At 28.8% G+C, this 25,693-nt stretch carries 26 protein-coding genes; 17 read left to right on the plus strand and 9 right to left on the minus strand.

Annotated features, from left to right (window positions below):
* Positions 1-73: 73 nt before the first annotated feature.
* From H9W90_RS07745 to H9W90_RS07755, 3 genes are read right to left on the minus strand one after another with little or no spacing between them, the layout of a single operon-like run.
* Positions 74-826, minus strand: a complete 753-nt coding sequence (locus tag H9W90_RS07745) for a shikimate dehydrogenase family protein (protein ID WP_187483865.1) — start codon at positions 824-826, stop codon at positions 74-76.
* Positions 807-1,814 carry a DUF368 domain-containing protein gene (locus H9W90_RS07750; protein WP_187483866.1) on the minus strand — a complete coding sequence of 336 codons (1,008 nt, stop codon included), beginning with the start codon at positions 1,812-1,814 and terminating at the stop codon, positions 807-809. The genes H9W90_RS07745 and H9W90_RS07750 overlap by 20 nt, the downstream gene beginning before the upstream one ends.
* Entirely contained in the window at positions 1,815-2,738 is a 924-nt protein-coding gene (locus H9W90_RS07755) for a polyprenyl-phosphate transporter (protein WP_187483867.1), read from the minus strand.
* 141 nt (positions 2,739-2,879) lie between these two features.
* Here H9W90_RS07755 and H9W90_RS07760 point away from each other — a divergent pair, with 141 nt between their 5' ends.
* The gene (locus tag H9W90_RS07760; RefSeq protein ID WP_187483868.1) at positions 2,880-3,401 is read left to right on the plus strand and encodes a superoxide dismutase family protein; all 522 of its coding nucleotides are present in this window, start codon (positions 2,880-2,882) and stop codon (positions 3,399-3,401) included.
* Between the two features lie 95 nt (positions 3,402-3,496).
* Here H9W90_RS07760 and H9W90_RS07765 read toward each other — a convergent pair whose 3' ends face one another.
* Complete coding sequence (locus tag H9W90_RS07765) at positions 3,497-4,858, minus strand: tetratricopeptide repeat protein (RefSeq protein ID WP_187483869.1); 1,362 nt, start codon at positions 4,856-4,858, stop codon at positions 3,497-3,499.
* 191 nt (positions 4,859-5,049) lie between these two features.
* On the opposite strand from H9W90_RS07765, the gene pyrR reads away from it, so the two are divergent.
* Genes pyrR through H9W90_RS07790 form a run of 5 tightly spaced genes read left to right on the plus strand, consistent with a single transcriptional unit; the run spans position 5,050 to position 8,113 of the window.
* Positions 5,050-5,589 carry a bifunctional pyr operon transcriptional regulator/uracil phosphoribosyltransferase PyrR gene (gene pyrR / locus H9W90_RS07770; protein WP_187483870.1) on the plus strand — a complete coding sequence of 180 codons (540 nt, stop codon included), beginning with the start codon at positions 5,050-5,052 and terminating at the stop codon, positions 5,587-5,589.
* A 1-nt stretch (position 5,590) separates the two neighbouring features.
* Complete coding sequence (locus tag H9W90_RS07775) at positions 5,591-6,520, plus strand: aspartate carbamoyltransferase catalytic subunit (RefSeq protein ID WP_187483871.1); 930 nt, start codon at positions 5,591-5,593, stop codon at positions 6,518-6,520.
* A 6-nt stretch (positions 6,521-6,526) separates the two neighbouring features.
* A complete protein-coding gene (locus H9W90_RS07780) occupies positions 6,527-6,859 on the plus strand; it encodes a hypothetical protein (RefSeq protein ID WP_187483872.1) in 333 nt (110 codons plus the stop codon).
* A 19-nt stretch (positions 6,860-6,878) separates the two neighbouring features.
* The gene (locus H9W90_RS07785) at positions 6,879-7,199 is read left to right on the plus strand and encodes a T9SS type A sorting domain-containing protein (RefSeq protein WP_187483873.1); all 321 of its coding nucleotides are present in this window, start codon (positions 6,879-6,881) and stop codon (positions 7,197-7,199) included.
* Positions 7,196-8,113 (plus strand): ribonuclease Z, encoded by a 918-nt coding sequence (locus H9W90_RS07790; protein ID WP_187483874.1) that lies wholly within the window; start codon positions 7,196-7,198, stop codon positions 8,111-8,113. Before H9W90_RS07785 ends, H9W90_RS07790 begins: the two co-directional genes overlap by 4 nt.
* Here the strand turns inward: H9W90_RS07790 and H9W90_RS07795 are convergent.
* Positions 8,100-8,462 (minus strand): CoA-binding protein, encoded by a 363-nt coding sequence (locus tag H9W90_RS07795; protein WP_187483875.1) that lies wholly within the window; start codon positions 8,460-8,462, stop codon positions 8,100-8,102. The genes H9W90_RS07790 and H9W90_RS07795 overlap by 14 nt on opposite strands.
* 97 nt (positions 8,463-8,559) lie before the next feature.
* Between H9W90_RS07795 and H9W90_RS07800 the strand changes: the two genes are divergently transcribed.
* Positions 8,560-11,019, plus strand: coding sequence for a TonB-dependent receptor (locus H9W90_RS07800; RefSeq protein ID WP_187483876.1), 2,460 nt, complete (start codon positions 8,560-8,562; stop codon positions 11,017-11,019).
* A gap of 167 nt (positions 11,020-11,186) precedes the next feature.
* The gene (locus H9W90_RS07805) at positions 11,187-13,601 is read left to right on the plus strand and encodes a TonB-dependent receptor (protein ID WP_187483877.1); all 2,415 of its coding nucleotides are present in this window, start codon (positions 11,187-11,189) and stop codon (positions 13,599-13,601) included.
* 12 nt (positions 13,602-13,613) lie between these two features.
* Here H9W90_RS07805 and H9W90_RS07810 read toward each other — a convergent pair whose 3' ends face one another.
* A complete protein-coding gene (locus tag H9W90_RS07810; RefSeq protein ID WP_187483878.1) occupies positions 13,614-14,255 on the minus strand; it encodes a DUF1801 domain-containing protein in 642 nt (213 codons plus the stop codon).
* A 226-nt stretch (positions 14,256-14,481) separates the two neighbouring features.
* Positions 14,482-15,489, minus strand: coding sequence for a 3-oxoacyl-ACP synthase III family protein (locus H9W90_RS07815; protein WP_187483879.1), 1,008 nt, complete (start codon positions 15,487-15,489; stop codon positions 14,482-14,484).
* 180 nt (positions 15,490-15,669) lie between these two features.
* On the opposite strand from H9W90_RS07815, the gene htpG reads away from it, so the two are divergent.
* From htpG to H9W90_RS07835, 4 genes are all read left to right on the plus strand, one after another.
* Positions 15,670-17,574 carry a molecular chaperone HtpG gene (htpG, locus tag H9W90_RS07820; RefSeq protein ID WP_187483880.1) on the plus strand — a complete coding sequence of 635 codons (1,905 nt, stop codon included), beginning with the start codon at positions 15,670-15,672 and terminating at the stop codon, positions 17,572-17,574.
* Positions 17,575-17,723: 149 nt separating this feature from the next.
* Positions 17,724-18,290 carry a hypothetical protein gene (locus H9W90_RS07825; RefSeq protein WP_187483881.1) on the plus strand — a complete coding sequence of 189 codons (567 nt, stop codon included), beginning with the start codon at positions 17,724-17,726 and terminating at the stop codon, positions 18,288-18,290.
* A 315-nt stretch (positions 18,291-18,605) separates the two neighbouring features.
* Positions 18,606-19,508, plus strand: a complete 903-nt coding sequence (gene ypfJ / locus H9W90_RS07830) for a KPN_02809 family neutral zinc metallopeptidase (protein ID WP_187483882.1) — start codon at positions 18,606-18,608, stop codon at positions 19,506-19,508.
* Between the two features lie 28 nt (positions 19,509-19,536).
* Complete coding sequence (locus tag H9W90_RS07835) at positions 19,537-20,052, plus strand: GNAT family N-acetyltransferase (RefSeq protein WP_187483883.1); 516 nt, start codon at positions 19,537-19,539, stop codon at positions 20,050-20,052.
* On the opposite strand, the gene H9W90_RS07840 is transcribed toward H9W90_RS07835, so the two are convergent.
* Both H9W90_RS07840 and H9W90_RS07845 read right to left on the minus strand, forming a co-directional pair.
* Positions 20,049-20,459, minus strand: coding sequence for a hypothetical protein (locus tag H9W90_RS07840; RefSeq protein WP_187483884.1), 411 nt, complete (start codon positions 20,457-20,459; stop codon positions 20,049-20,051). The genes H9W90_RS07835 and H9W90_RS07840 overlap by 4 nt on opposite strands.
* Entirely contained in the window at positions 20,446-21,030 is a 585-nt protein-coding gene (locus H9W90_RS07845; protein ID WP_187483885.1) for an RNA polymerase sigma factor, read from the minus strand. Before H9W90_RS07845 ends, H9W90_RS07840 begins: the two co-directional genes overlap by 14 nt.
* Positions 21,031-21,198: 168 nt before the next feature.
* Here H9W90_RS07845 and H9W90_RS07850 point away from each other — a divergent pair, with 168 nt between their 5' ends.
* The 5 genes from H9W90_RS07850 to H9W90_RS07870 all read left to right on the plus strand — a co-directional run bounded on the left by H9W90_RS07850 (position 21,199) and on the right by H9W90_RS07870 (position 25,693).
* Positions 21,199-21,579 carry a DUF6249 domain-containing protein gene (locus H9W90_RS07850; protein WP_187483886.1) on the plus strand — a complete coding sequence of 127 codons (381 nt, stop codon included), beginning with the start codon at positions 21,199-21,201 and terminating at the stop codon, positions 21,577-21,579.
* 97 nt (positions 21,580-21,676) lie between these two features.
* Entirely contained in the window at positions 21,677-22,999 is a 1,323-nt protein-coding gene (locus H9W90_RS07855; protein WP_187483887.1) for a hypothetical protein, read from the plus strand.
* A gap of 4 nt (positions 23,000-23,003) precedes the next feature.
* Positions 23,004-24,329 carry a M28 family peptidase gene (locus H9W90_RS07860; RefSeq protein ID WP_187483888.1) on the plus strand — a complete coding sequence of 442 codons (1,326 nt, stop codon included), beginning with the start codon at positions 23,004-23,006 and terminating at the stop codon, positions 24,327-24,329.
* A gap of 4 nt (positions 24,330-24,333) precedes the next feature.
* Entirely contained in the window at positions 24,334-25,128 is a 795-nt protein-coding gene (locus H9W90_RS15485) for a M23 family metallopeptidase (RefSeq protein WP_187483889.1), read from the plus strand.
* Complete coding sequence (locus H9W90_RS07870; RefSeq protein WP_187483890.1) at positions 25,112-25,693, plus strand: YdeI/OmpD-associated family protein; 582 nt, start codon at positions 25,112-25,114, stop codon at positions 25,691-25,693. Before H9W90_RS15485 ends, H9W90_RS07870 begins: the two co-directional genes overlap by 17 nt.

Here is a 25,693-nt window from a genome sequence, read left to right on the forward strand (position 1 = left end):
ATAATTGTTTATAAAGATAGTGACAACTTAAAGAATTAACAAATCATCTTAACTATAAAAGTTTCATTTAAAATTATCTATTCCAAATTCTCCAAGATTCTTCTGCTTGAAGTTCTAACATTTCATATCCATTTTTTATAGTAGCTCCTTTTTCTTTACCTTTTGCTAAAAAAGTAGTGATTTCTGGATTATAAATTAAATCGAATAAAAGATGCTTTTCAGTGATAAATTGATAAGGTATATTAGGAGATTTATCTACATCTGGAGAAGTTCCAACTGGTGTAGAATTGATAATTATTTGGTATTTTTCTAAAATTTCTTCAGTTAAATCTGCATAAGAAATCTCTTTCTTTCTCTGTGGTTTTCTAGAAACAAACTTAAACTTTATATCATTTTTTTTAAGCGCAAAAGCAATTGCTTTAGATGCACCACCTGTACCTAATATTAAAGCTTTTTTATGATGCTTTTTTATAAAAGGTTTAATCGAATTTTCAAAACCAAAAACATCTGTATTATACCCTTTTAAATTTCCTCTTTTTGTGAATTTTATAGTATTAACAGCTCCAATTTTTTTTGCTGTTTTATCTAATTTATCTAAATAGGTAATTACTTCCTCTTTATAAGGTATAGTAACGTTCATACCTTCTAGAAATTCTTCATTTTTAATTATTGAAGGAAAATCTGTAATTTGTTGAATATCAAAATTTACATATTTATGTTTTTTTAACTCTAAATTCTTAAACTTTTCTGTGAAATAACCTCGAGAAAAAGAGTAGGAAATATCTTTACCTAATAAACCAAACAACTTATTTCTTTTTTCTTCCATAATAATCTATAACTAAAATTAAACCTATACCAAGTGCAACATAGAAAATTGCAATCCAAGTTTCTATATTTGAAAAATCTGGAATAAAACGCTCGTAATTTTCTATAATTTTATTTCCTTTTTTATCTAATTGAATGTTTCCATTTATATTTAAAAAAGTTGCTTTTTTCCAAGGCCAAACTATACCTAAAGAACCTGTGATAAAACCGATAATAACAGCGTTTACAATTTGATTCCATCGTTTTAAAACATAGCCTAAAACATGAGAAATTGAAACCAACCCAAATGCTGAACCAGCTGTAAAAACACTAATTATTTTTAAGTATCTCATTTTTACAGGATCAGAAAGTACCTTAAAATCTCCTGATAAAAGACGAACTATTATATGAAATAACTCATTAACAGAATCCACCAAAAGTAAAACATAGTTTCCTAGTAAAATTAAAATAAATGAGCCTGAAAGACCTGGAAGTGTCATACCAGAAACCCCTATAATACCACAAACAAAAACAAACCAAAGATTATCGTTTTCTGTTGCAGGAGTTAAAAAACTAATTCCTAAACCTATAGAAGCACCTATTACTAATGAAATAATATTTTTGGTACTCCATTCTCCAAAATCTTTTCCAATGTAGTAAATAGAACCAATTATCATCCCAAAAAACCAACTCCATACATAAAGTTCATAATTCGCTAAAAAGTAATCTAAAACAAGAGAAATACTAAAATAACTAAAAATACTTCCTCCCATTATCAAGAGAAGAAATTGTCCGTTTACATATTTATAGAAACTAGAAAAACGGCCATTTAAAAGTAATTTTAAAGCTATTAAGTTTATTTTTCTAAATGAGTAGATTAACTCTTCATAAAAGCCAAAAACAAAAGAAACTGTACCACCAGAAACTCCAGGAACTTTATTAGCCGCTCCCATTGCCAAGCCTTTTAAAAAAAGGGATGTTTTCTGAACAAAATTTCGTTGTTTATGCATTTACTGTTTTTTAACAGCTAGTTTTTCCATTAACAAAATCAAACCAAAACCAATAATAGCTAAAACAATTGCCATTGTTAATTCTGCATCTCCATTAAAAGAAAAAGGAGATACACTTTGTTGGTTAAAAGGCACTTCTACTCCATGAGAATTTGTGCGCCAAGTTAACGTCTCTTTCCAAGGCCAAATCTTATTTAAAGAACCAATTATAAAACCTGTTAAAGCAGCAAGAGTATAATTTTTGTAATTTGCAAATAACCATTTTAAGACTTTAGAGAAACTTAACAAACCTATAATTGCACCAAAACCAACAGCAGCAATTGTTTTAAAATCTCTATCATTTACTGCTGCTAAAATAGGTTTATATGCACCTAATAAAACTAGGATAAAAGCTCCTGAAATTCCGGGTAAAATCATTGCGCAAATTGCAATAGCTCCAGCCAAAAACATAAATAATATAGACGAATTTTCTGAAACCAAAGGATTTAAAGTGGTAATATAATATGCTAAAAACGCACCTAAAACTAGTATTAAAACTGAAATAAAATTCCATTTTTCAATCTGTTTTGCAATGTAAATAATACTTGCTAAAACCAATCCAAAAAAGAACGACCATAATAAGATAGGTTCGTTTTCTAAAAGGTATTTTATAGCTTTTGCTAATGAAATTATACTGATAAAAATCCCTATAAATAAAGCCAATAAAAAACTACCATTTAATTGTTTCCAAGCAGCTTTTATTCCATCATTTTTTAAAGTTTTAAACAAACCTAAATTAACATTACTGATAGAACTTAATAATTCTTCATAAATTCCTGAAATAAATGCAATTGTACCTCCAGAAACACCTGGCACCACATCTGCTGCACCCATTGCCATTCCTTTTAAGCCGACAACAATATACTCTTTTAAACTTCTACTCATTTTTTGGTTTGATTTTAAAAAACGAAGATAGTAGAAATTAGAAAAAGAAAATAATAATCTACTTTCAATTCTAATGACCAATTCTTTTTTAACTGTAACAGTTTTTGTAATTTAGAGGTAATTATTAATAAAAATGAAATTATGAAAATTCTAAAAAATTTAATTTTATCACTAATTACACTTATTCTATTTTCTTGTGGTAAGGGTGAAGAAAAAACTGCAATTGTAAATATAGAGGCCAGAAGTAATAGTAATGTAACAGGAAACGTAACTTTTAAAGAGAACAACGGAAAGTTAGTTATGAAAGCTGAAGTATTTGGCTTAAGCGAAGGAAATCATGCTATTCATATTCACACAATAGGAGATTGTTCTGCACCCGATGGAAAATCTGCTGGTGGTCATTGGAACCCAACAAATGAAAATCATGGAAAATGGATGCAAGAACCATTTCATGTTGGAGATATTGGTAATATAGTTGCCGATAAAGATGGTAAAGGAACCATTGAAAGAGAAACAGATTTATGGTGTATTAACTGTGAAGATGAAACAAAAAATATTGTTGGAAAAGCAATTATTGTTCATGCTGGACCAGATGATTTTAGCTCTCAACCTTCTGGCGCAGCAGGACCAAGAGTTGGATGTGGGGAAATTAAAGTTAGATAAAAAAGACAACCACTTCTTTTAAATAAAAAACCACTGATTAAATTAATTAGTGGTTTTTTATTTTTCAATATTTATAATAGCTCTACTACTCCATCTTATTTTTTATAAAACTGAATTAGATTTTGAACTTTAGAATCTTCAAAAACTGTTGGATAAATTTCATTTAAAATTATATGATAATCGTAATCTGTTTCTAAACCAATTATTAAATGCTCTAATGCTTTTTTCTCTTTATTTAGAAGAAAATATAAACCTGCCAATCTATATTCTATTTCTGCAAAACCTCCGTAAGTTTTTTCAGCTTTTACCATAAAACTTAAAGCTTTATTAAATTCACCTAAAAAAGATAAAACATCTGATAAACCAACAAAAACCTCTAATCCATCATCACCAATAGCTAAACATTTATTATAACCAATAATTACTTCTTCAAAAAAGTTAAGTCTTAAATTTATTTCTGAATATCTTCTCCAATACATAAAATTATCCTCATCAATTTTTATTGCTTTGGATATGTAATAAGCAGCTTTTTGATAGTTTTCTTGTTCGTAATATAAGTTCGTTAATAAAATCCACCCCCTATCTAACAAAGGATCTTCATGTACAGCTTTTTTGTAGTAAGAAATTGCTGCGTTGTATTTATCTATTTTCTCGTAACATTCACCTATTCTTAAATATGCAAACGCTGTTGGATCATCTAATTCTAAAGTAATTAAATAATTATCTATTGCTTCTTGATAACGTTCTAATTCTTCTAAAGTTTTTGCTTTTTCTAAATAACCACCAATAAAAGATTCATCTATTAAAACAGCATAATCAAAAGAAGATAAAGCTTCTTTAAACATTTTTAAAATAAAATATTGACGCCCTAATTGATGCCAAGCAACTTCGCAATAAGGGTTTTTATCAATATACATATTCAAATATGAAATTGCTTCTTTATGTTTCTCTTCCATATCAAAACAATACACAATGTTGTAAAGTGCAGAATAATCTTCTACATCTGCATCTATACAGTTTGCAAAGTTTAAACGAGCATTTTTAAAATCGTCTAAATAAAGGTATTCCATTCCTAATAAAGACCAAATATCTACTTTATCATCTGTAAAAGAAAGTGCTTTTTCAAAGTCTAAAATAGCTTCTTTGTGCAATCCTTTTTTTGAATTTATTGTACCTTTTTGAATAAAAACCTCATCATTATTAGGTTCTATTTTTTCTATCTTTTTTAATAAAGAAGAAGCTTTATCAATCTCATTTTCAAAAACATACAATTCTACTTGTAATAATTTTAAATCTACAGATTGTGGGTGTTGTTCTAAACCTAGCTTTACTGCTTTTTTAGCAAGTGCGTGTTTACCAACATCTAAATAATGAATTATGATTTCTTCAAACTCAACCAAATCAAAAAAATAGATATTGTTGGTTTTAAGCATGGATTCAAATTTTGTTAAAGACATAACTTTTAGATTTGAATTATTAATTTAAAGGTACTACAAGTCTTGTTCCACTTTTAAAATGCTTCTTTTTGTTTTCAACAATTTAATTAACAACATCCTTTATTTATTTAGCGCATTTTAATTTTGTGTATACGTTTATTTGCTGTAATTTTGATTTTCAATAACTATCTACTTAAAATGATAGGTTTCTTATGAGCAGAAAAACCTTACTTAACTCTAAAGATATTGAAATCATACTTCATAGATTGGCGTGTCAGTTAATCGAAAACCATAATGATTTTAAAAATACTGTTTTAATTGGTTTACAACCAAGAGGTTCTTTTCTTGCCAATAGATTAGCACATCTGTTAAAGACAGAATACAACATCAAAAATTTAGAATTAGGTCTTTTAGACATTACTTTTTACAGAGATGATTTTAGAAGAAAAGAAACACCATTGGCTGCTTCTTCTACTGAAATGAATTTTTTAATTGAAGATAAAAAAGTAGTAATTATAGACGATGTTTTATTTTCTGGAAGAAGTATTAGAGCTGCTTTAACGGCAATTCAATCTTACGGAAGACCAAAAAATATTGAATTATTGGTTTTAATTGATAGACGTTTTAGTAGACATTTACCAATTCAGCCAAATTATAGAGGAAGACAAGTAGATGCTATAAACGAAGAAAAAGTTTTAGTAACTTGGAACGAAACGCATAAAAAAGACGCAGTTTACATAGAACAAAAATAACATGTCAGAATTAAGTGTAGAACATTTACTGGGAATAAAATATCTAAATACAAACGATATTGATCTTATTTTTAAAACTGCAGATCATTTTAAAGAGGTAATTAATAGGCCTATTAAAAAAGTTCCTTCTTTAAGAGATATTACCATTGCAAATTTATTTTTTGAAAACAGTACCAGAACAAAATTAAGTTTCGAACTTGCTGAAAAACGTTTATCTGCAGACGTAATTAACTTTTCTGCGAGTCAATCTTCAGTAAAAAAAGGAGAAACATTAATAGATACAGTTAACAACATTTTATCTATGAAAGTAGACATTGTTGTAATGCGACACCCAAATGTTGGTGCTGGTGTTTTCTTATCGAAACATGTAGATGCAAAGATTATAAACGCTGGAGACGGAACTCATGAACACCCAACACAAGCCTTATTAGATTCATATTCTATAAGAGAAAAACTAGGTTCTGTAAAAGGAAAAAAAATAGTAATTGTTGGTGATGTTTTACACTCTAGAGTAGCTTTATCTAACATATTTGCACTGCAATTGCAAGGCGCAAAAGTAAAAGTTTGTGGGCCAACAACTTTAATACCTAAATACATTACTAGTTTAGGTGTAGAAGTAGAAACCAACTTAAAAAAGGCTTTAGAATGGTGTGATGTTGCCAATGTTTTACGTGTGCAACATGAAAGAATGGATATTAAATATTTTCCATCAACAAGAGAATACACGCAACTTTTTGGCATAAATAAAGAGATTTTAGACAATCTTGGCAAGAAAATTGTAATAATGCATCCAGGACCAATAAATCGTGGTGTAGAAATTACAAGTGATGTTGCCGATTCTAATGAATCCATTATTCTGAATCAAGTTGAAAACGGAGTTGCTGTAAGGATGGCGGTTATTTATTTATTGGCGCAACAAGTTAAAAGATAAAATAATATGCTTACCGTAAAAAAAGAAAATTATACTCTCATTTCTTCGGATGAAAATTCATTTTCTGAATTTTATAATTCCTTTTTAAAATCTGAAAAAGAACAAAATAAAGAGCATATCATCCTTCAAATTTCTGATGATATTAACGTTAATAATAAAGATTTTTTATTATTTTTGGATATTGCCACCCAAAAAAAGGAAAATGGCACATCATTTGTAATTGTAAACACAAATGTTGATGTAGATGATTTTCCAGAAAATTTTAACATCGTTCCTACTTTACAAGAAGCAGAAGATGTTTTAGAAATGGAAGCAATAGAAAGAGAGTTAGGTTTTTAGAAACCAATAAATAAAGCATATGATAAAAAAAATACTTTTTATTTTACTTTTTAGTTTTTCATTCGTGGGTTTTTCGCAAGAAATATCTTTGGATGATTTATCTGCTGCTCCAAACCCTTTCACAAACTCAACAAAAATTATATTTACAGCAAATTCTAATACAGAAATTACATTTACAGTAAAGAATGTTTTAGGAAAAACTGTTTTCAATAAAAAAATTCAAACAAAATTAGGAAAGAACTCTTTTCCTTTTTACAAGAATGATTTAGCTGCAGGAATGTATATTTATAGCATTCAAGATAAGAAGAAAATCATATCTAAACGTTTTGTTATTAGATGAGTCTAAATCTAACTATTCTAGGCTGTCATTCAGCAACTCCTCGTATTAACGCATTTCCAACTTCGCAATATTTAGAAATTAACAACCGTCATTTTTTAATTGATTGTGGTGAAGGTACACAACGTCAAATGCGAAAATACAAAGTCGGTTTTTCTAAAATAGACCATATTTTTATTTCTCACTTACATGGAGATCACTTTTATGGTTTGGTTGGTTTATTATCTACTTACGGTATATTAAGTAGAGAAAAAGAAATGCATATTTTTGGTCCTGTTGGCATTAAAAAAGCAACATTACAAATGCTAAAAATTTCTGAATCTCATGCAAAATTTAATATGATTTTTCATGAATTATCTTCTACAGAAAGTGAACTTATTTTTGAAGATGATAAAGTTTCGGTAAGAACAATTCCTTTAAAACATAGAGTTTACACAAACGGATATTTATTTACAGAAAAGGAAAAACCGAGAAAACTGAATATGCTAAATATTAGCGGTTACCCTGAAATTGATAAAGCAGATTACAATAATATAAAAGCGGGTAGGGATATAACTTTAGCGTCTGGTGAAATTATTTCTAATAAGGAATTAACAATGAATCCGCCAAAACCATTAAGCTTTGCTTTTTGTAGTGACACTTGTTACAAACCAGATATTGTACCCATTATTAAAAATGTAGATTTATTATATCATGAAGCTACTTTTTTAGATGACAGACAAGATTTAGCTAAAAAAACAAGACATTCTACTTCTATTGAAGCTGCCCAAATTGCCAAAGATGCAGATGTAAAGCAGTTAGTTGTAGGTCATTATTCAGGTAGATATAAAGATATTTCTTTATTTAAAAAAGAAGCAGAAACTGTTTTTTCTAATGTTGAATTAGCAGAACCAGGAAAAACTTTTAGTATTGATTAGTAGATAATAAAACTAACGTACAAGCAATTTCTGACTCAATATTATTTTCTTTCAACAATTTTACAAACTCCATATTTTCTGTTCCAGGATTAAAAATTACTCTTCTTGGTGCTAAACCAATAATGTAATTATAATATTCCTCTTGTCTTTTAGGATTTAGATATAAAGTAACAGTATCTATGTTTTTGTAATCTTGTTTTTCATCATCAATAACAACATTTCCTATTTTTCCTTTTCTTAAACCTAAAGCAGCAACAGGCAACTCTTTACCCATCAATCTTTTAATTGCAATATTAGAATATCTATTAGGATTTGTAGACGCGCCAAGAACTAGTGTTATATTTTTCATATTGTTAAAGATACGTTAAACAGTGTTAATATCAGTAACAAATATAAACATCTGTACGTCTATATACCATCAAACAATAGAATAAAATCAACCCACAATGAAAAAAATACTACTTTTTGCGTTACTAATTGTATCTGCAAATTCTTTTGCTCAAATGGCAAAAAGCAACCTTGTAAAACCTGGAGTAATTTCAGGAAAAGTAATAGACAACACTTCTAAACAAGCTTTACCTTATGTAAATATTGTAGTTAGAGATGTAACCAAAAAAATTGTTACTGGTGGAATTACTGACGAAAACGGATTATTTAATATTAAAGACATTCCTAATGGAAAAAGCCTTATTGAAGTTCAATATATTGGTTTTAAAACATTTTCTAAAGAAATAAATATTACCAAAGAAAATAAGAATATTAATTTAGGAACTATTACCTTAAATGAAGATAGCGCTTCTTTAGATGAAGTTGTGGTAAGAGCAGAAACCTCTACTGTGGTTCAAAAAGTAGATAGAAAAGTAATTAACGTTGGTAAAGATTTAACTGCTGCAGGAACTACTGCATCCGAATTACTAAACAACGTACAATCTGTAAGTGTAGATAGCCAAACTGGTTCTATTAGTTTGCGTGGCAATGACAATGTTCGTGTTTTAATCGACGGAAAACCAACAAATATTTCTGCAGCTCAAGTATTAAAACAAATACCTTCTACTTCTATAAAAAGCATTGAATTAATTACAAATCCATCAGCAAAATACAACCCTGAAGGAATGAGTGGAATTATCAATATTATTCTAAATAAGAATGCAAATATGGGCTTTAATGGTTCTGTTGACACTGGTATTACTGCAGGACATTATGTGCGTTACAACGCTTCTACCAACATGAATTATAAAACCGGAAATGTAAATTTCTTTGCGAATTACGGCTATAATGGAGGTGATAATTTTAACTATGGTTTTGTAGATAGACCTGGCTCTAACATTTTACAAAACTTTCAATTTATAAATAATAATCAATCTCATTTATTTAAAGTTGGTGCAGATATTTATTTGAATGACAAGAATACACTGTCTTTTTATACAACTCAAAATAGATTTACTGGTGGTGGAACTGGAACTACAAGAATTACTGAAAACGGAACATTAATTTCTAACGCGCCAAACGTACAAGACCAAAGAAATAAAACAGGTACTTATAACGTAAACTACAAAGTAGATTTCGAAAAAGAAGGGCATAATTTAGAATTTGAAGCTACGTATTCTAAAACTGACAATCCAGAAGACGCAACAAACAACGACTTAACAAGAACTCCTTCTGACCAAGATTACAAATTATTAAATTACTTTAACGATATTGAAAATGACAGAAGTAACACGTTAATTAATATCGATTATACAAACCCAGTTTCTAAAGAAGGAAAATTAGAGTTAGGTTTAGAATACAGAACAAACAAAACAGCAAATATTAATTTAACAGACCAAGAGCGTTATACTTTTGATGCAAATGGTAACGTTACAGGAACAGAACCTTTAGGAAATTCGTCTTTTGATTATGATAGAAAAATCTATTCTGGTTATGTAAATTACGGACATAAATTCGGGAAATTAACCATGCAATTGGGCGCACGTTTAGAACAGTATGAAATTGTTGGGAATTTTAAACAAAATAATGTAGCTGCACCGCAAGTTACAGATGATATTTTTTCTGTATATCCATCAGCATTTTTCACCTATGCTGCTTCAGAAAAAAACCAATGGCAAGTTAGTTATAGTAGACGTGTAGACAGACCAGGAATTAGCCAAGTAAATCCTATTAGAGAATGGAGCACTCCATTAATTACTTCAGTAGGTAATCCTGATTTAATTCCACAATTTACCAATTCTTTTGAACTAAATTATACACGTCAAATTAAAAACGGTTCTGTAACACTAGGTACTTTTTACCGAAAAATTAATGATGTAATTTCTAGAGTTACAGATGTAGATCTTTTAGACCCAAATAATAGAGCACAAATTTTAACTTTTAGAAATTTTGATGACACTAGTGCTTATGGTTTAGAATTTTCTACAAACTATAAAGTAAATAATTGGTGGAGAATTAATTCTAGTATGGATTTTTATTCTCAAAAACAGTTGGGTAGCGTAGATTTAACTTCAGCAAATCCACAAAGAATAGAAGTTACAAATGAAGTTTTTAACGCAAGAATTAGCAATAGTTTTAAAGCTACAAAAAATTTAAGCTTACAATTATTTGCAATGTACAGAGGTCCGTCTAAAGACATTCAATGGGAAACAGAAAATATGTGGATGGTAAACACAGGTGCAAGTTTAAGTGTACTTAAAGGGAAAGGAACAATTAATTTTAGAGTGAATGATATTTTTCAAGGAATGAAATTCGCCTTTAATTCAGAGAATCCTTATACACAAAACGGACAATTTAATTGGGAAAGCAGAACTGCATATCTTGGTTTTAACTATAGATTTGGTGGTGGAAAAAATAAAGCAAAAAGAAGACGAAATAGAGATGATAATGAAAAAGATGGTGGTGGCGGATTCTTTTAAACCTCATTACTAGATATTTGATTAAAAAACCTCAATTTTTGTGATTCAAAAATTGAGGTTTTATTTTTCTCTTCAACTTTTTATTTTTTAACAAATTATACCTATTTTTAACATTCTTTGTACAAACTCTCAATTGCTATGATTCGTACAAGTTTTAATAGAATAATATGAAAAAGTTTATACCTCTAATTATATTCTTTTTTTCATTTTCGTTGCTATCTCAAACAGAAAAAGAAAAAACAGAAAACATAGGTTTTATTACAGGTAAAATTGTAGATTTTAAATCTAAAACACCAATTCCTTATGCAAATATTATTTGTAAGGATAAGACTAAAGTGATTGTTGGTGGTGGAATTACTAATGATAAAGGGATTTTTGAAATTGATGAAATTCTTTTAGACTCCATCTTTGTAGACATACAATTTATTGGTTTTAAAACAATTAAAAGAACACTTATTCTAACTAAATCTCAATCAAAAATAGATTTAAAAACTATCTTTTTAGAAGAAGATATAGATGAATTAGAAGAGGTTGTTATTCAATCTGAAACCTCTACAATTGTTCAAAAAATAGATAGAAAAGTAATAAATGTTGGTAAAGATTTGGCTTCTGCTGGTACAAATTCTCTGCAAATGTTAGAAAATATCCCTTCTGTTCAGGTAAATTTTCAAAATGGAAGCATCAATTTAAGAGGAAATGAAAATGTGCGAGTTTTAATTGATGGAAAACCCTCTAATTTATCTCCATCTCAATTATTGAAACAAATACCATCTTCATCTGTAAAAAGTGTCGAGTTAATTACAAATCCATCAGCAAAATACAATCCTGAAGGAATGAGTGGAATTATAAACATCATTCTAAAAAAGAACACAATCATTGGTTTTAATGGTTCATTTTCTATAGGAGCAGAACACAGCATAAATACACGTCCTACTGCTTCTCTAGACTTAAATTATAGAACAGGAAAAGTCAACTTTTATGGAAATTATAGTGTTGATGCTGGTAAATTTGAAACATTTGCAAATTTTGATAGAAGTGATAAAGATTTATCTCAAACCATAGATTATTTAGACAATTCCACTTCTCACTATATAAAAACAGGATTAGACTTTTATATTGATAAAAAAAATACATTGTCTTTTTACACTACACAAAGTTTTGCCGACACAGATTTTCACATCAAAACAAAAACCGTAGAAAATGGAAATTTGATTTTAAATACGCCAAATTTATCTGTTTTTGATATTAAAGAACAAGCATACAATTTAGATTACAAACTAGATATAGATGATAAAGGGCAACAAATTGAGTTAGAATTTAATTATTCTAAAAGTAAAAACCCACAAAACGATTTTAATAAAGAAACTATAAATCCGTCTTCTAAAATTTACAATTATACCAATACTGTTATAAATGATAATTCTATTTTTCTAGTGAATTTAGATTATTCTAAACCCATAAAAGGTGGAAATTTAGAATTAGGATTAGAAGCAAGAACTCAAAAAAGTTTTAACAATATTATTACAGACCAAGAGGTAGAAACTGGTGGAAATCCAGCAACGGCTCCAAGAGGAAATTCAACCTTTAATTATGATAGAGAAATTTATTCTGCATATATAAATTACAACAAAGAGTATAAAAAAATAGCATTGCAAGCTGGTTTTCGTTTCGAGCAATTTTCTGTTGATGGTATTTTTTCTAACACACAACAAACAAATTTAGAGAACTATTCTGATGACATTTTTAGCATCTATCCTTCTGCTTTCTTAACCTATTATCATTCAGAAAATAATGAGTTTCAACTTGGGTATAGCAGAAGAGTAGACAGGCCAGGAATAAACCAAGTAACGCCAATTCAAGAATGGACTTCTCCACTAACAATTTCTGTTGGTAATAGAACTTTAACACCACAGTTCACAAATTCTTTTGAAGTAAATTACACAAAAACACTTACAAAAGGATATCTAACTTTGGGAACGTTTTACAGAAGCACCAACAATAGTATAGGAAGAATTATTAATAAAGATGATTTGAATGCAGACAGACAAATTCTTTCTTATGCAAATTATGATACTGCAGATAGTTATGGTTTAGAATTTTCATCTAGTTTTAAACCAACAAAATGGTGGACTTTAAGACCAAGTTCAAGCTTGTACATTCAAGATAGCCAAGGATTAATTAACAACAAAAAGGAAAGTGTAAAAAACACACTTTTTAGCGCAAGAGTTAGCAATAGTTTTAAAGCTTCAAAAAAATTGAGTTTTCAATTATCTAGTTCTTACAGAGGAAAAAGTGAAGGTGTACAGTTTAAAGTAGATCCATATTTCTTATTAAATGCTTCAGCAAGACTTTCTATTTTCGATGGAAATGGTGCTTTATCTATAAGAGCTACAGATATTTTTGACAATTATAAATTGGCATTTTCTTCAACAAATCCATTTCCACAAACGGGAAATTTTAGTTTAGAATATAGTTCTATTTATCTTGGTTTTTCTTACAACTTCGGAAGTGGAAAAAATAGAGAAAGAGATAGAAAATATAGAGAAGAAAACGAAACTCAAGGTAGTGGTGGCGTTTTGTAAATTGAGAAATAATTAAGTTTCTAACTGTTTATGAGAACCATCGCAATTTGGCATTCTTTTAGACAAACCACAAACACAATCGTTTATTCCTTTTCCATCAAAAATTCTATTTCTGTATTTTTCAATTCTTGAAATTCTTGTTTTTGATTGTTTTGCTTTGTCAAAAAAGAGTAAATATCCTTTTTGTCTTCCAGGAGTTAAAGAATAAAAAGCCTCTTCAAAATCTACATTTTTATCAAAAATTTCAGTTAATTCCTCTGGAAAATTAAACTCTGAAACACTTTTAGTTTTTACCTTTTTATTTAATCTTTCAATCTCAATAGCTTCAAAAATATAAGCTTTTATAAGCGACTCATTTTCTAAAATTTCTTCAAGATTTTTAAATCTTAATTGTCTAGCAGACTGCATATTTTCAGTCTGCTGAACTAATATAGATTTTTCATCTTTTAATAAAGCTCCTTTAAAGAGAGTAATTCCACAATATTCTTTAAAATTAAAAAGTAGAAAAATATTTTTATTTTGATGAGTATAACATGGATTTCTCCATTTAAAATCCTCTTCTAAATTACAAGACAATGCAATATTTCGCAATAGTTTTAATTCACTATGCCAATTTGTAAGATTCTCTAAATAAGTTTCTACTTTCTTATTCATTTTAAAATAACTTTATAGCTATTTACTATTAGAAGCTTCAAAAGAAGATTTTAGGGCAATTATAATATTAATCACACAAAATAATAAAATAACTAAAGGATTCACTTTAGAGCTTTCAAAAGGAAGTATATTTAAAAAAATATTTAGCCCAAAAAAAATCAATCCAAGATTAGATATTAAGAGCAGTAATTTATACTTTTTTTTCATGTCAGTAATTCTATACTAATTACCAACGAATAATAACACTTCCCCAAGTAAAACCACTTCCAAAAGCAGCTAAAACAACCAAATCGTTGTCTTTTATTTTGCCTAATTCCCAAGCTTCAGTTAACGCAATAATTACAGAAGCAGCAGTTGTGTTTCCGTATTTCATGATGTTGTTATACACCTGATCATCTGATAATTGAAATTTCTTCTGAATAAATTGTGCAATACGTAAATTCGCTTGATGTGGAATTAACATGTCAATATCATCTTTCTGCAAATTGTTGGCCTCTAAACCTTCTACAATTGCTTCAGAAAAACGCCCAATTGCATGTTTAAATACAAATTGACCATTCATATATGGGTAATAAGAAACGTCTTCTGGATCGTTTTCTTCTAAAATTTCTGGAACCCATCTTTGTGTAGAAGGTCCTTCTAAAACTAATTCTTTGGCATGTTTCCCTTCTGAATGTAAATGAGAAGATAAAATTCCTTTTCTTTCTTCTTCGGTTCTCGATAAAACTGCTGCTCCTGCTCCATCACCAAAAATAACGGTTACATTTCTTCCTCTTGTAGATCGTTCTAAACCTCCAGAATGATTTTCTGCACCAATAACCAAAATGTTTTTATACATTCCTGTTTTTATAAATTGATCTGAAACAGACATTGCATAAATAAAACCAGAACATTGGTTTCTAACATCTAGAGCACCAATTGTTGGCATGTCTAACATTTCTTGCACTTGTACTCCACCTCCAGGAAAATACATATCTGGACTTAAAGTTGCAAAGACAATAAAATCGATATCATCTTTTGTTAAACCAGCTCTATCAATTGCAATTCTAGCAGCTTTTGCCCCCATAACTGCAGTTGTGTCTCCTGTTTTTGGGTTTATCCAACGTCTTTCTTTAATTCCTGTTCTCTCTTGAATCCATTCGTCTGAAGTATCCATAAATTCCTTTAAATCGTTGTTGGTAACAACGTTTTCTGGAACATAATATCCTAAACCAGTTATTTTTGAGTTATACATTCTGTATATATTTTTTAAGTTCTAAATTGTTTGTTTGTTCAAGCTAAAATAGTGATTTTTCTTCGGATAGAAAACTACCAAAAAAGACACTATTCTGTCATCTTGTCACAAAACTCTTTTTGGTATTTTTTTTGACTATTGAGTTATCACAATTAATAATTTAATTAAAATAAATATAAAATGGCAAAAGGAAACATTAATGTATCAGTAGAAAATATTTTTCCGCTGATTAAAAAATTCTTGTATTCTGATCACGAAATCTTTTTACGTGAACTTATTTCTAACGGAACAGACGCAACTTCTAAACTAAAACACCTTATTTCTATTGGTGAAGCAAAAACGGAATTAGGTGATGCTAAAATTGAAGTAAGCATTGATAAAGATGCAAAAACAATTACAATTAAAGACCAAGGTTTAGGAATGACTGCAGATGAGGTTGAAAAATACATCAACCAAATTGCATTTTCTGGAGCTGAAGAGTTTTTAGACAAATATAAAGACAACGAAGCAGGAATTATTGGGCATTTTGGTCTTGGTTTTTACTCTGCTTTTATGGTTGCAGATAAAGTAGACTTAATTACAAAGTCTTTTAAAGACGAACCTGCTGCTCATTGGACTTGTGATGGTTCTCCAGAATACACATTAGTTGAACACGACAAAAAAGACAGAGGAACAGAAATTATTTTACATGTTGCAGAAGATTCTTTAGAATTTTTAGAAGAAAGTAAAATTGAAGGTTTATTAAACAAATACAATCGTTTTAACCAAGTACCAATTAAATTTGGAACAAAACAAATTAACGATCCTAATTTTGAGCCTAAAACAACTAAAGATGCTGAAGGTAAAGAAACTACAGAACCTCACAAACAAATTACTGTAGATAAAATCATCAATAATACAGATCCTGCTTGGAATAAAAAACCTGCGGATTTAGAAGATGAAGATTATGCGAATTTCTATAGAGAATTGTATCCAATGCAGTTTGAAGAGTCTTTATTTCATATTCATTTAAATGTAGATTATCCGTTTAACTTAACAGGAATTTTATTTTTCCCAAAGTTAACGCAATCTATGGATATGCAAAAAGATAAGATTCAGTTGTATCAAAATCAGGTTTTTGTAACTGATAATGTAGAAGGAATTGTACCAGACTTTTTACAGATGTTAAAAGGTGTTATCGATTCTCCAGACATTCCTTTAAATGTTTCTCGTTCTTATTTACAAGCAGATGGAGCAGTAAAGAAAATCTCTGGTTATATTACTAAAAAGGTTGCTGATAAATTAGTTTCTTTATTCAAAAAAGACAGAGCAGATTTCGAGAAAAAATGGAACGATATTAAAGTAATTATCGAATACGGAATGTTGTCTGAAGATAAGTTCTTTGACAAAGCAAAGAAATTTGCTTTATACCCAACAGTAGCAGATACGTATTTTACGTTTGATGAATTGATTGAAAAAACAAAAGATTCTCAAGTTGACAAAGATGGAAATCATGTTATTTTATATGCTTCTAACAAAGACGCACAGCACAGTTATATACAAGATGTAACTGCTAAGGGTTATGAAGTTTTAATATTAGATTCGCCAATTATTTCTCATTTAATGCAGAAATTAGAAGGTGGAGATGCTAAAGTGAAGTTTACAAGAGTAGATTCTGATCACGTAGATAATTTAATTAAGAAAGACGAAAACGTAATTTCTAAATTATCGGATGAAGAAAAAGACAAATTAAAGCCAATAATTGAAGCTGCTGTTCCTAAAGAAACGTATACAGTTCAATTAGAAGCTATGGATTCTGCATCTTCTCCATTTATGATTACTGTACCAGAATTTATGCGTAGAATGAAAGAAATGCAAGCTTCTGGAGGTGGAGGAATGATGGGAATGGGTAATTTCCCAGATATGTACAACTTGGTTGTAAACACCAACAGTCCTTTAGTTTCTGAAATTTTAAATAATAAAGATGAAGCTGCACAGAAACATTTAATTTCTCAAGCTTTCGATTTAGCAAAATTATCTCAAAACCTTTTACATGGTGAAGAGTTAACGAAGTTTATTAAAAGAAGTTACGAGTTAATTAAATAAGCAACACAGTTGCATTAAGTATTAAAGCCTCCTTGTGAAAACTGGGAGGTTTTTTATTTGACTTTCTAAAAAAAATCAGCTAACTTCGTTTAACTTCTGATATAAAACATTGAAACGTTCCATATCATTATAGTTGTACAACATTAAGAATGAAAATAAAATTCGTCATAATATTAACATTATTTGCTTTTTTAAAGGCTGAATTTTCTCATTCTCAACATTCTGAAAAATTCATTGAAATAACGAAAAATCTAAAACCAATTGACTCAATAACAAAAATCAAAAAATTTAGAAATGGTAGAATTAAAGAAATTTCCAAATTTTTGGTTTATGAATATGGAGAATATACTTATGAAATTGTAAGTGGGAAACAACAATTATTTAACAAAAAAGGGAGATTATTTTATGAAGTTTTTTATGGAAGTTTTGGGAATTTAATTTATCAAAAACAATTCAATAATAAGAATCAACTCTATAGAATTATTGAAACATCAAAAATTGATTTGAAACCTGAAACCACTCTTTATCAAATATTAAACTCTAATAAAAAAACTTTAATTGAAAGTTATGAAAAAGAGTATAACTCAAATGAAAAAGAAGGAAATTTGAAATTATGGAAAGAAGGTAAATGGTTGAATGGAAGAAAAATTGGAAAATGGAAAACTTATAATTTTTGTGACGAAACATTTAAAATAAAGGAATACAAAAAGAAATAAAACGTTGTACAACACCGTACAAAATTAATTGCTTATTTTTTGCTTACTTACGAAAATCCTCGCGGATTTTCTTTGTCAGTAATTATTTACTAACTTTATAGCTAAACCACGCAAATAACCTTGTACAAACACGTTAAACGAACCAATCCCTCAAACTTCCCAAACCTCAACTTTAGTTTTCACCAAACTACTATACCCAATATTGGTTTTAAACATTCAACTTTTAAAACAATTTTTAAGCAATCTCTAAAAAGTTTATCTACAGTCTAAAAAAATATATTAAATTTAGCTTTTTAAATTTATAGCAAGTTAATTATGAAATGGAAAGGTAGACGTAAAAGTTCTAATGTAGAAGATAGAAGAGGGCAATCTTCTTCTAGTGGTGGTGGAATTGGTGGTGGTTTATTAACAATGCTTCTTCCTTTATTACTTAAATTAGTTACTTCTAAAAAAGGGTTAATTATTGTAGGTGTTGTTTTGGCTGTAATGTATTTCACTGGAAATAATCCTTTGCAATTATTAACTGGAGGTTCTAATAACAATAATCAAATTACAAATTCATCCGATTACAAAGGCACACCAAAAGAGAATGAATTGGCTAATTTTTGTGCTACCATTTTAGCAGATACAGAGGATGTTTGGAATAAATTATTACAAAATTATAAAGAACCAACTTTAGTTATTTTTACAAGATCTGTTTCTTCTGGCTGTGGAAGCGCTTCTAGTTCTACAGGTCCTTTTTATTGTCCTGCTGATAAAAAACTATATCTCGATTTAAGCTTTTTCCAAGAAATGGAAGATCGAATGAATTCGCCAGGAGATTTTGCACAAGCCTATGTAATTGCTCATGAAGTTGGGCATCACATTCAGAATATTACAGGTATTAGTGGTAAAGTACAAAGAATGCGTGGACAAGTTAGCCAAACTGAATACAATAAATATTCTGTGATGTTAGAATTACAAGCAGATTTTTTAGCGGGTGTTTGGGCACATCATTCTCAAAAAACTAATAGAATGATGGAAAAAGGCGATTTAGAGGAAGCTTTAAATGCTGCTTTTGCAATTGGTGATGATCGTTTGCAAAAACAATCTACAGGAAGAGTTGTGCCAGATTCTTTTACTCACGGAACTTCCGCACAAAGAATGCGTTGGTTTAAAAAAGGTTTCGATACTGGAGACATTAATCAAGGAGATACTTTCAGCGCTCGTTCTTTGTAATTATTTTTAATTCGAGTTTATTTTAAAAATGATAAAAATTGAAAAGGCTACACTACAAAGTGCAAAACTTTTAGCTAAAATTAGTGTTGCTTCTTTTTTACCTGCTCATGGTCATTCGGCTCCAAAAAAAGATATAGACAGTTATATTTCTAATAATTTTAACGAAAAAAACTTTATTGAAGAGTTATCGAACTCTAATTTTCAATATTATATTATCTATTATAAGGGTGAAGTTGCTGGATATTCTAAAATTGTTTTCAATTCAGAAAATGAAATTGTAGCTGATAAAAACATCACTTTAATGAGTAGATTGTATTTGTTAAAAGAGTTTTATGGCTTAAATTTAGGGAAGGAATTTTTCAACTTTAATGTTGAATTGGCTAAAAAAAACAATCAAAAAGGAATTTGGTTAGCAGTTTGGGTAGAGAATGCAAAAGCAATTTCTTTCTACAAAAAAATGGGTTTTAAAAAAGTGGGCGATTACGATTTTAGAATTTCAGAAACACATTCGAATCCTAATCATATACTTTATTTAGAGTTTTAGTGGTATCGTTTATCAAAATGATTTTTTAAGAAAACCACTTGTGCAATTACCATTAATCCGAAGAAAAACACAGAATATAAAACCGTATTAGAAACTGAAATAGATTCAAATAAATTAGAAATCTGAATTTTTTCTAGGAAAGAAAAATGAATTTCTGGCATATTTAAACTTGTTCCTTTAGATTCTTTAAAAGGGATAAAAATTGCAGCAGCAAGTAAACCCAATATTAAAAACCAAACTTTCTTGGAAATTAATGCAGTCGTTTTAAAAACGTCAGCTGTCTTTTCTTCGGCAATAGTTTGCATTATAGAAGCAGTAAAATCTATTGAAGGTTTTTCTGCTTTTATTTCTTTTACATACTTTTTTGCAAAAGCATCTAATTCTTTTATGTGTTTATTTTCTCCCATAATGATTAATTATTTCTGGTGATACATTCTCTTCTACAATTGCCAATAACTTCTTTCTTGCTCTGTGTAATTTTACTTTTATGTTGGCTTCAGATAATTGAGTTACTTCCATAATTTCTTTCAAACTTAACTCATCATAATAAAACATCCAAATTAAAGAACGCTCGTCTTCTTGTAATTTTAATAAACAAGCATCCATAATTTTAGCACGTTCTTTTCTTTCTATTCCTTGTAAAATATCATCAACCGATTTTATTTGATTGAATGTAATCTCATTAATTTCAAACGTATTTTGGTTCTTTTTATTCTTTTTGATATTATCTAAACATGCATGATACGTAATTTTATACAACCATGTAGAAAATTTAGAATCTCCTTTAAAGTTCTTTAAATTTTTATATGCCTTTATAAAAGTATCTTGACTAACTTCTTCTGCCTCTTCCCTATTCTTTGTCATTTTATATGCCAAAGAATAAACTAGGTTTTTATAAGTATCAACAAGATAAGCAAATGCGTTTGTATCTCCGTTAATGACTTTTGTTATATATAGTTGGTCGTTGTTGTTAGTCATTTTATCTTTGACTGTCTCTTATATAAATAGGTTACAGTTTTTATGAAATAATTTTAAAAAAATATTTTTTTATTTTTTTTATCATTTTTTGTAACCTACTTTTAAAAGTAATCGTCAAAGCTACAAACACAATAAAATTAATCATTTTTAAACTTAAAAAAATAAATTATGGAAGTAGCAGTTTTAGCAGTAATATTTGGAAGCATATTTGGAGTATTCTATTTATATTTTTCAACCAGAAACAAAGAACGTATGGCGTTAATAGAAAAAGGAGCAGATGCTTCTATTTTTATGACAAATCAAAATAGAAAAGCTGCACCTTTTTGGAAAGTTTTAATCTTGAATTTAGGTTTATTAGCAATGGGAATTGGAGTTGGAATCTTATTAGGAAGTTTATTAAGCTATAATTTTGGTTACAGTGGAGATTGGCAAAACAGACCAGATAATTATATTAGTTCAGAAACTTTGTATGCTGCATCTATCTTTTTATGTGCAGGTGGTTCTTTATTAGTTGGTTTTAAACAAACTAAAAAATTAGACAAAGAATAAGCAATTACCCAAAACTTAATTTAAAACCATTTCATTTTATGTGAAGTGGTTTTTTTGTTTTTAAAAAGTTCCTATCTTTATTCAAAATATTTTTTTGATGAGTAATGATTATAAAGACAGTAAGTTTAGAGAATTACTAGATAAATTACAGCAAGAAAGTTGGCAGTTAGAATTGCTAATTTCTGGTTTTGCTATTTTTGGTTTAATCACCGCTATTCCTCATGTAAGAACTGCAATGATTATTGCAGAAAACGACAAACAGTTTTACTCTTTTGCGTTATTATTAACCGCTTTTATTGCTTGTTCTATTCTTATTTTTAATCTTCTAATTCATGTTATTTTAAGAGGTTTATGGATAGGTGCTCTAGGATTACGTTATGTTTCTGGTGATATCGATTTTGAAAAACTGAATTATCATAATAGATTTACAAAGTATTTAAAAAAACGTATTGTTTCTTTTGATAAATATGTAGCCACTTTAGAGAATTATTGTAGTGTTTTATTTGCTGTTACTTTCCTACTTATTTTCTATGTTATTTCAATCTCAATAACAATACTTTGCTTTGTTGCAGTAGCAATTTTAATAATATCTAATGACAGTTTACCAGAAGTACCAAGAACAATTATTGGAGTATTTCTAATATGTTTTCTGGTAATTGGTACTTTAATGGTATTTATAGATTTTTTAACACAAGGATATTTAAAAAAGAAAAAATGGTTATCTAAAATTTATTTTCCTTTCTATTGGGTGTTTAGTTTTTTAACGCTAACGTTTTTATACAGACCTTTAGTTTATAATTTTTTAGATAATCGATTCACAAAAAGGTTGAGTATATTTTTAGTGCCTTCATATATTGCCATTTCAGTTTTAGTTTCTTTTAAACAGAAAAAAACAAATTATTTAGATTCTGCAAAATATGTTTCCACTGCATATTTGAATACAAAAAACTACGAAAACTTATTAATTAATGATGATGATTTTGTTACTATGGCTACAATTCAATCTAAAGTTATAACAGATTCTTATCTAAAAGTATTTAAAGTTTTTACGGGTAATTTAGAAAACCAAATGTATACATATCATCCTACTTTAAAACCAAAAGAGGACAAGAGAGGTTTTAATTCTGATATTATAAAATACGATTCTACAAGCTCTCTAAAAGTACGAGACAGTTTAACTAACAAATATTTAGAAATTTTTAATACAACTCACCAAGTTTATATAGACTCGCTAAAGTTTAATTCAGATTTTTTAATTTCTAAAAACAAAAAAGACCAAATAGGTTTTGAAACATATATTAATATTAAAAACCTTTCTGAAGGAAAACATATTTTAAAATTAAAAAGATTACGAAAAAGAAAAAAAGACACTATAAAAGTAACCGATATTACAATTCCGTTTTGGTATTTTAAAGAATAAACTCATGAAAAAAATAACATTATTACTCCTATTGATTACAATAACTGTTTCTGCACAAACAGATCAGAAAATATATGATATTATCAATTCAGTTTCTGCCGATAGAATAAAATCAGATATAAAAACTTTAACCGAATTCGGAACAAGGAACACGTTTTCTGATACCATTTCTAAAACACGTGGAATTGGAGCTGCAAGACGTTGGATAAAATCTGAATTTGATAAAATTTCTAACGATTGTAATAACTGTATCAATACATTTTATCAGAAAGATTTTGTTACAAAAGAGGGAAATAGAAGAGTTCCTCATGATGCTTGGGTTGTAAATGTAGTAGCTATACAAAAAGGCACAAAATACCCGAATAAATTTGTAATTATGAGTGGAGATATAGATTCTCGTGCAAGTGATACTATGGATTTTACAACAGATGCTCCAGGTGCAAATGATAACGCATCAGGAATGGCAGGAACTATTGAAGCAGCAAGGGTTTTAAGTAAATATAAATTTGAAAGTAGTATTATTTATGTTGGTTTATCTGGTGAAGAACAAGGTCTTTTTGGTGGTGCAGGTTTGGCAAAATATGCCAAAGAATATGGTTGGGAAATTATCGGCATTTTAAATAATGATATGATTGGTAATATAACTGGAGTTGATGGTGTTATTGACAATAGATCTTTTAGAATTTTCTCTGAACCTGTTCCTGCAAATGAAACGGAAAATCAGAGAAAAATGCGTCGTTTTTATGGTGGTGAAGTTGATGGAATTTCGCGTCAATTAGCAAGATACATTCATAAAAATGTAAAAACATACATGCCAGAAATGAACCCAATGATGATATATAGACTAGACAGATTTGGACGTGGAGGGCATCATAGACCTTTTAACGATTTAGGTTTTGCTGGAATTAGAATTATGGAAGCACATGAAAATTATACACAGCAACACCAAGATATTAGAGTAGAAAACGGAATAAAATACGGAGATACTTTTGAGCATGTAAATTTCGATTATGCTAAAAAATTAACAGCTGTAAATGCAATTAATTTAGCAGGTTTAGCTTGGGCGCCAGAAGCTCCAAAAGAAGTTGCAATTGGCGGAATTGTAGAAGCATCTGCAAAATTAAAATGGACTAAAGTGGAAGGTGCAAAAGGCTACAAAATTTATTGGAGAGATACTACTTCTCCTACTTGGGACAATTCTAGATATGTAGAAACTACCGAATTTACATTAGATGGAATTGTAATAGATAATTTCTTTTTTGGTGTTGCTGCAGTTGGCGATAATGGACATGAAAGTGTGGTGGTTTTCCCAAACAAAATTTTGAGATAAGTTTATGTTTTTAAGAATTCTATTCATTTTATTGCTCTTTGCTTCTTGTTCAAAAAAGGATAACATACCTGGTTATATTACTTTTGAGCATGAAGATGATTCACTTTTTGTAGTATTAAAAAATAATGTAATCTCTACATCATTTTTAAAAATTGAAGATATAACCAATAAAAAGGAAACTTATCTTGATTTTGAAAAACCAGACACTTTAACTGTTTTAAAATTTCATCAATCTAAAATTGATACAAGTACAATTATTAAAAACTATAAATTTACGCTACATTATGGGGAATCTTCTTTCAAAAAATATGATACTTTATACAATTATAACTTGCCTTTCTTAAAAGGGAAAAGATATAAAGTGTTACAGGGCCAAAACACTAATTTTACTCACAAAGGTGATGGATCTAGATACGCAATAGATATTAAAATGAATGTTGGACAAGAAATTTGCGCCATGAGAGAAGGTATTGTTATTAGAATAAAAAGTGATTCTAATATTGGAGGCAGTAGCAAGAAATATCTAAATGACGCCAATATGATTTTTATTTTTCATGATGATGGAACGTTTGCACAATATGCTCATTTAAAGAAAAACGGTGTATTAGTTAAAGTTGGTGATACTATTAAGAAAGGCCAATTAATTGGTTATTCTGGCAACACAGGAATGTCTACAGAACCTCATTTGCATTTTGTAATTTATAAACCAACTAAAAACGGGTTGATTTCAATTCCTTATATTTTAGATTCAATTCCTACAAAAAGATATAAAAAAGGAAAATATGCCAAAAACAACTAAACCAGAATTTTACTTTAAAAATGATGTTGAATGGCGCAATTGGTTGTCCGAAAATCATGAAGTTTCAGAAGGCATTTATCTTATTTTTTATAAAGTAGAAAATGATGAAGAATCTATGCGTTGGGAAGAAGCTGTAAAAGTAGCCTTGTGTTTTGGTTGGATAGATTCTACCGTAAAAAGTTTAGGAAATGGAAAACGTAGACAATATTTCTGCAAAAGAAATCCTAAAAGTGTTTGGAGTGCTTTAAATAAAAAATACATTAAAGAATTATCGAAAGCTAATTTAATGCACAAAAACGGATTAGAAATTATAAAATTAGGAAAGAAAAATGGTTCTTGGACTGCTTTGGATGATGTTGAAAAAGGGATTATTCCTGATGATTTACAAATCGAATTCAATAAAAACAAAACCGCTTTTACAAACTATAATAATTTTGCGCCAAGTTACAGAAAGAGTTATTTGTATTGGGTAAATCAAGCAAAAAGACCAGCAACAAGAGAAAAAAGAATTGCTGAAATTGTTTCTCTTTGTGAAAAAAATATGAAATCTAGAGGAAATTGGTAA

The sequence above is a fragment of the Polaribacter pectinis genome, from assembly GCF_014352875.1.
Classification (GTDB): Bacteria; Bacteroidota; Bacteroidia; order Flavobacteriales; family Flavobacteriaceae; genus Polaribacter; species Polaribacter pectinis.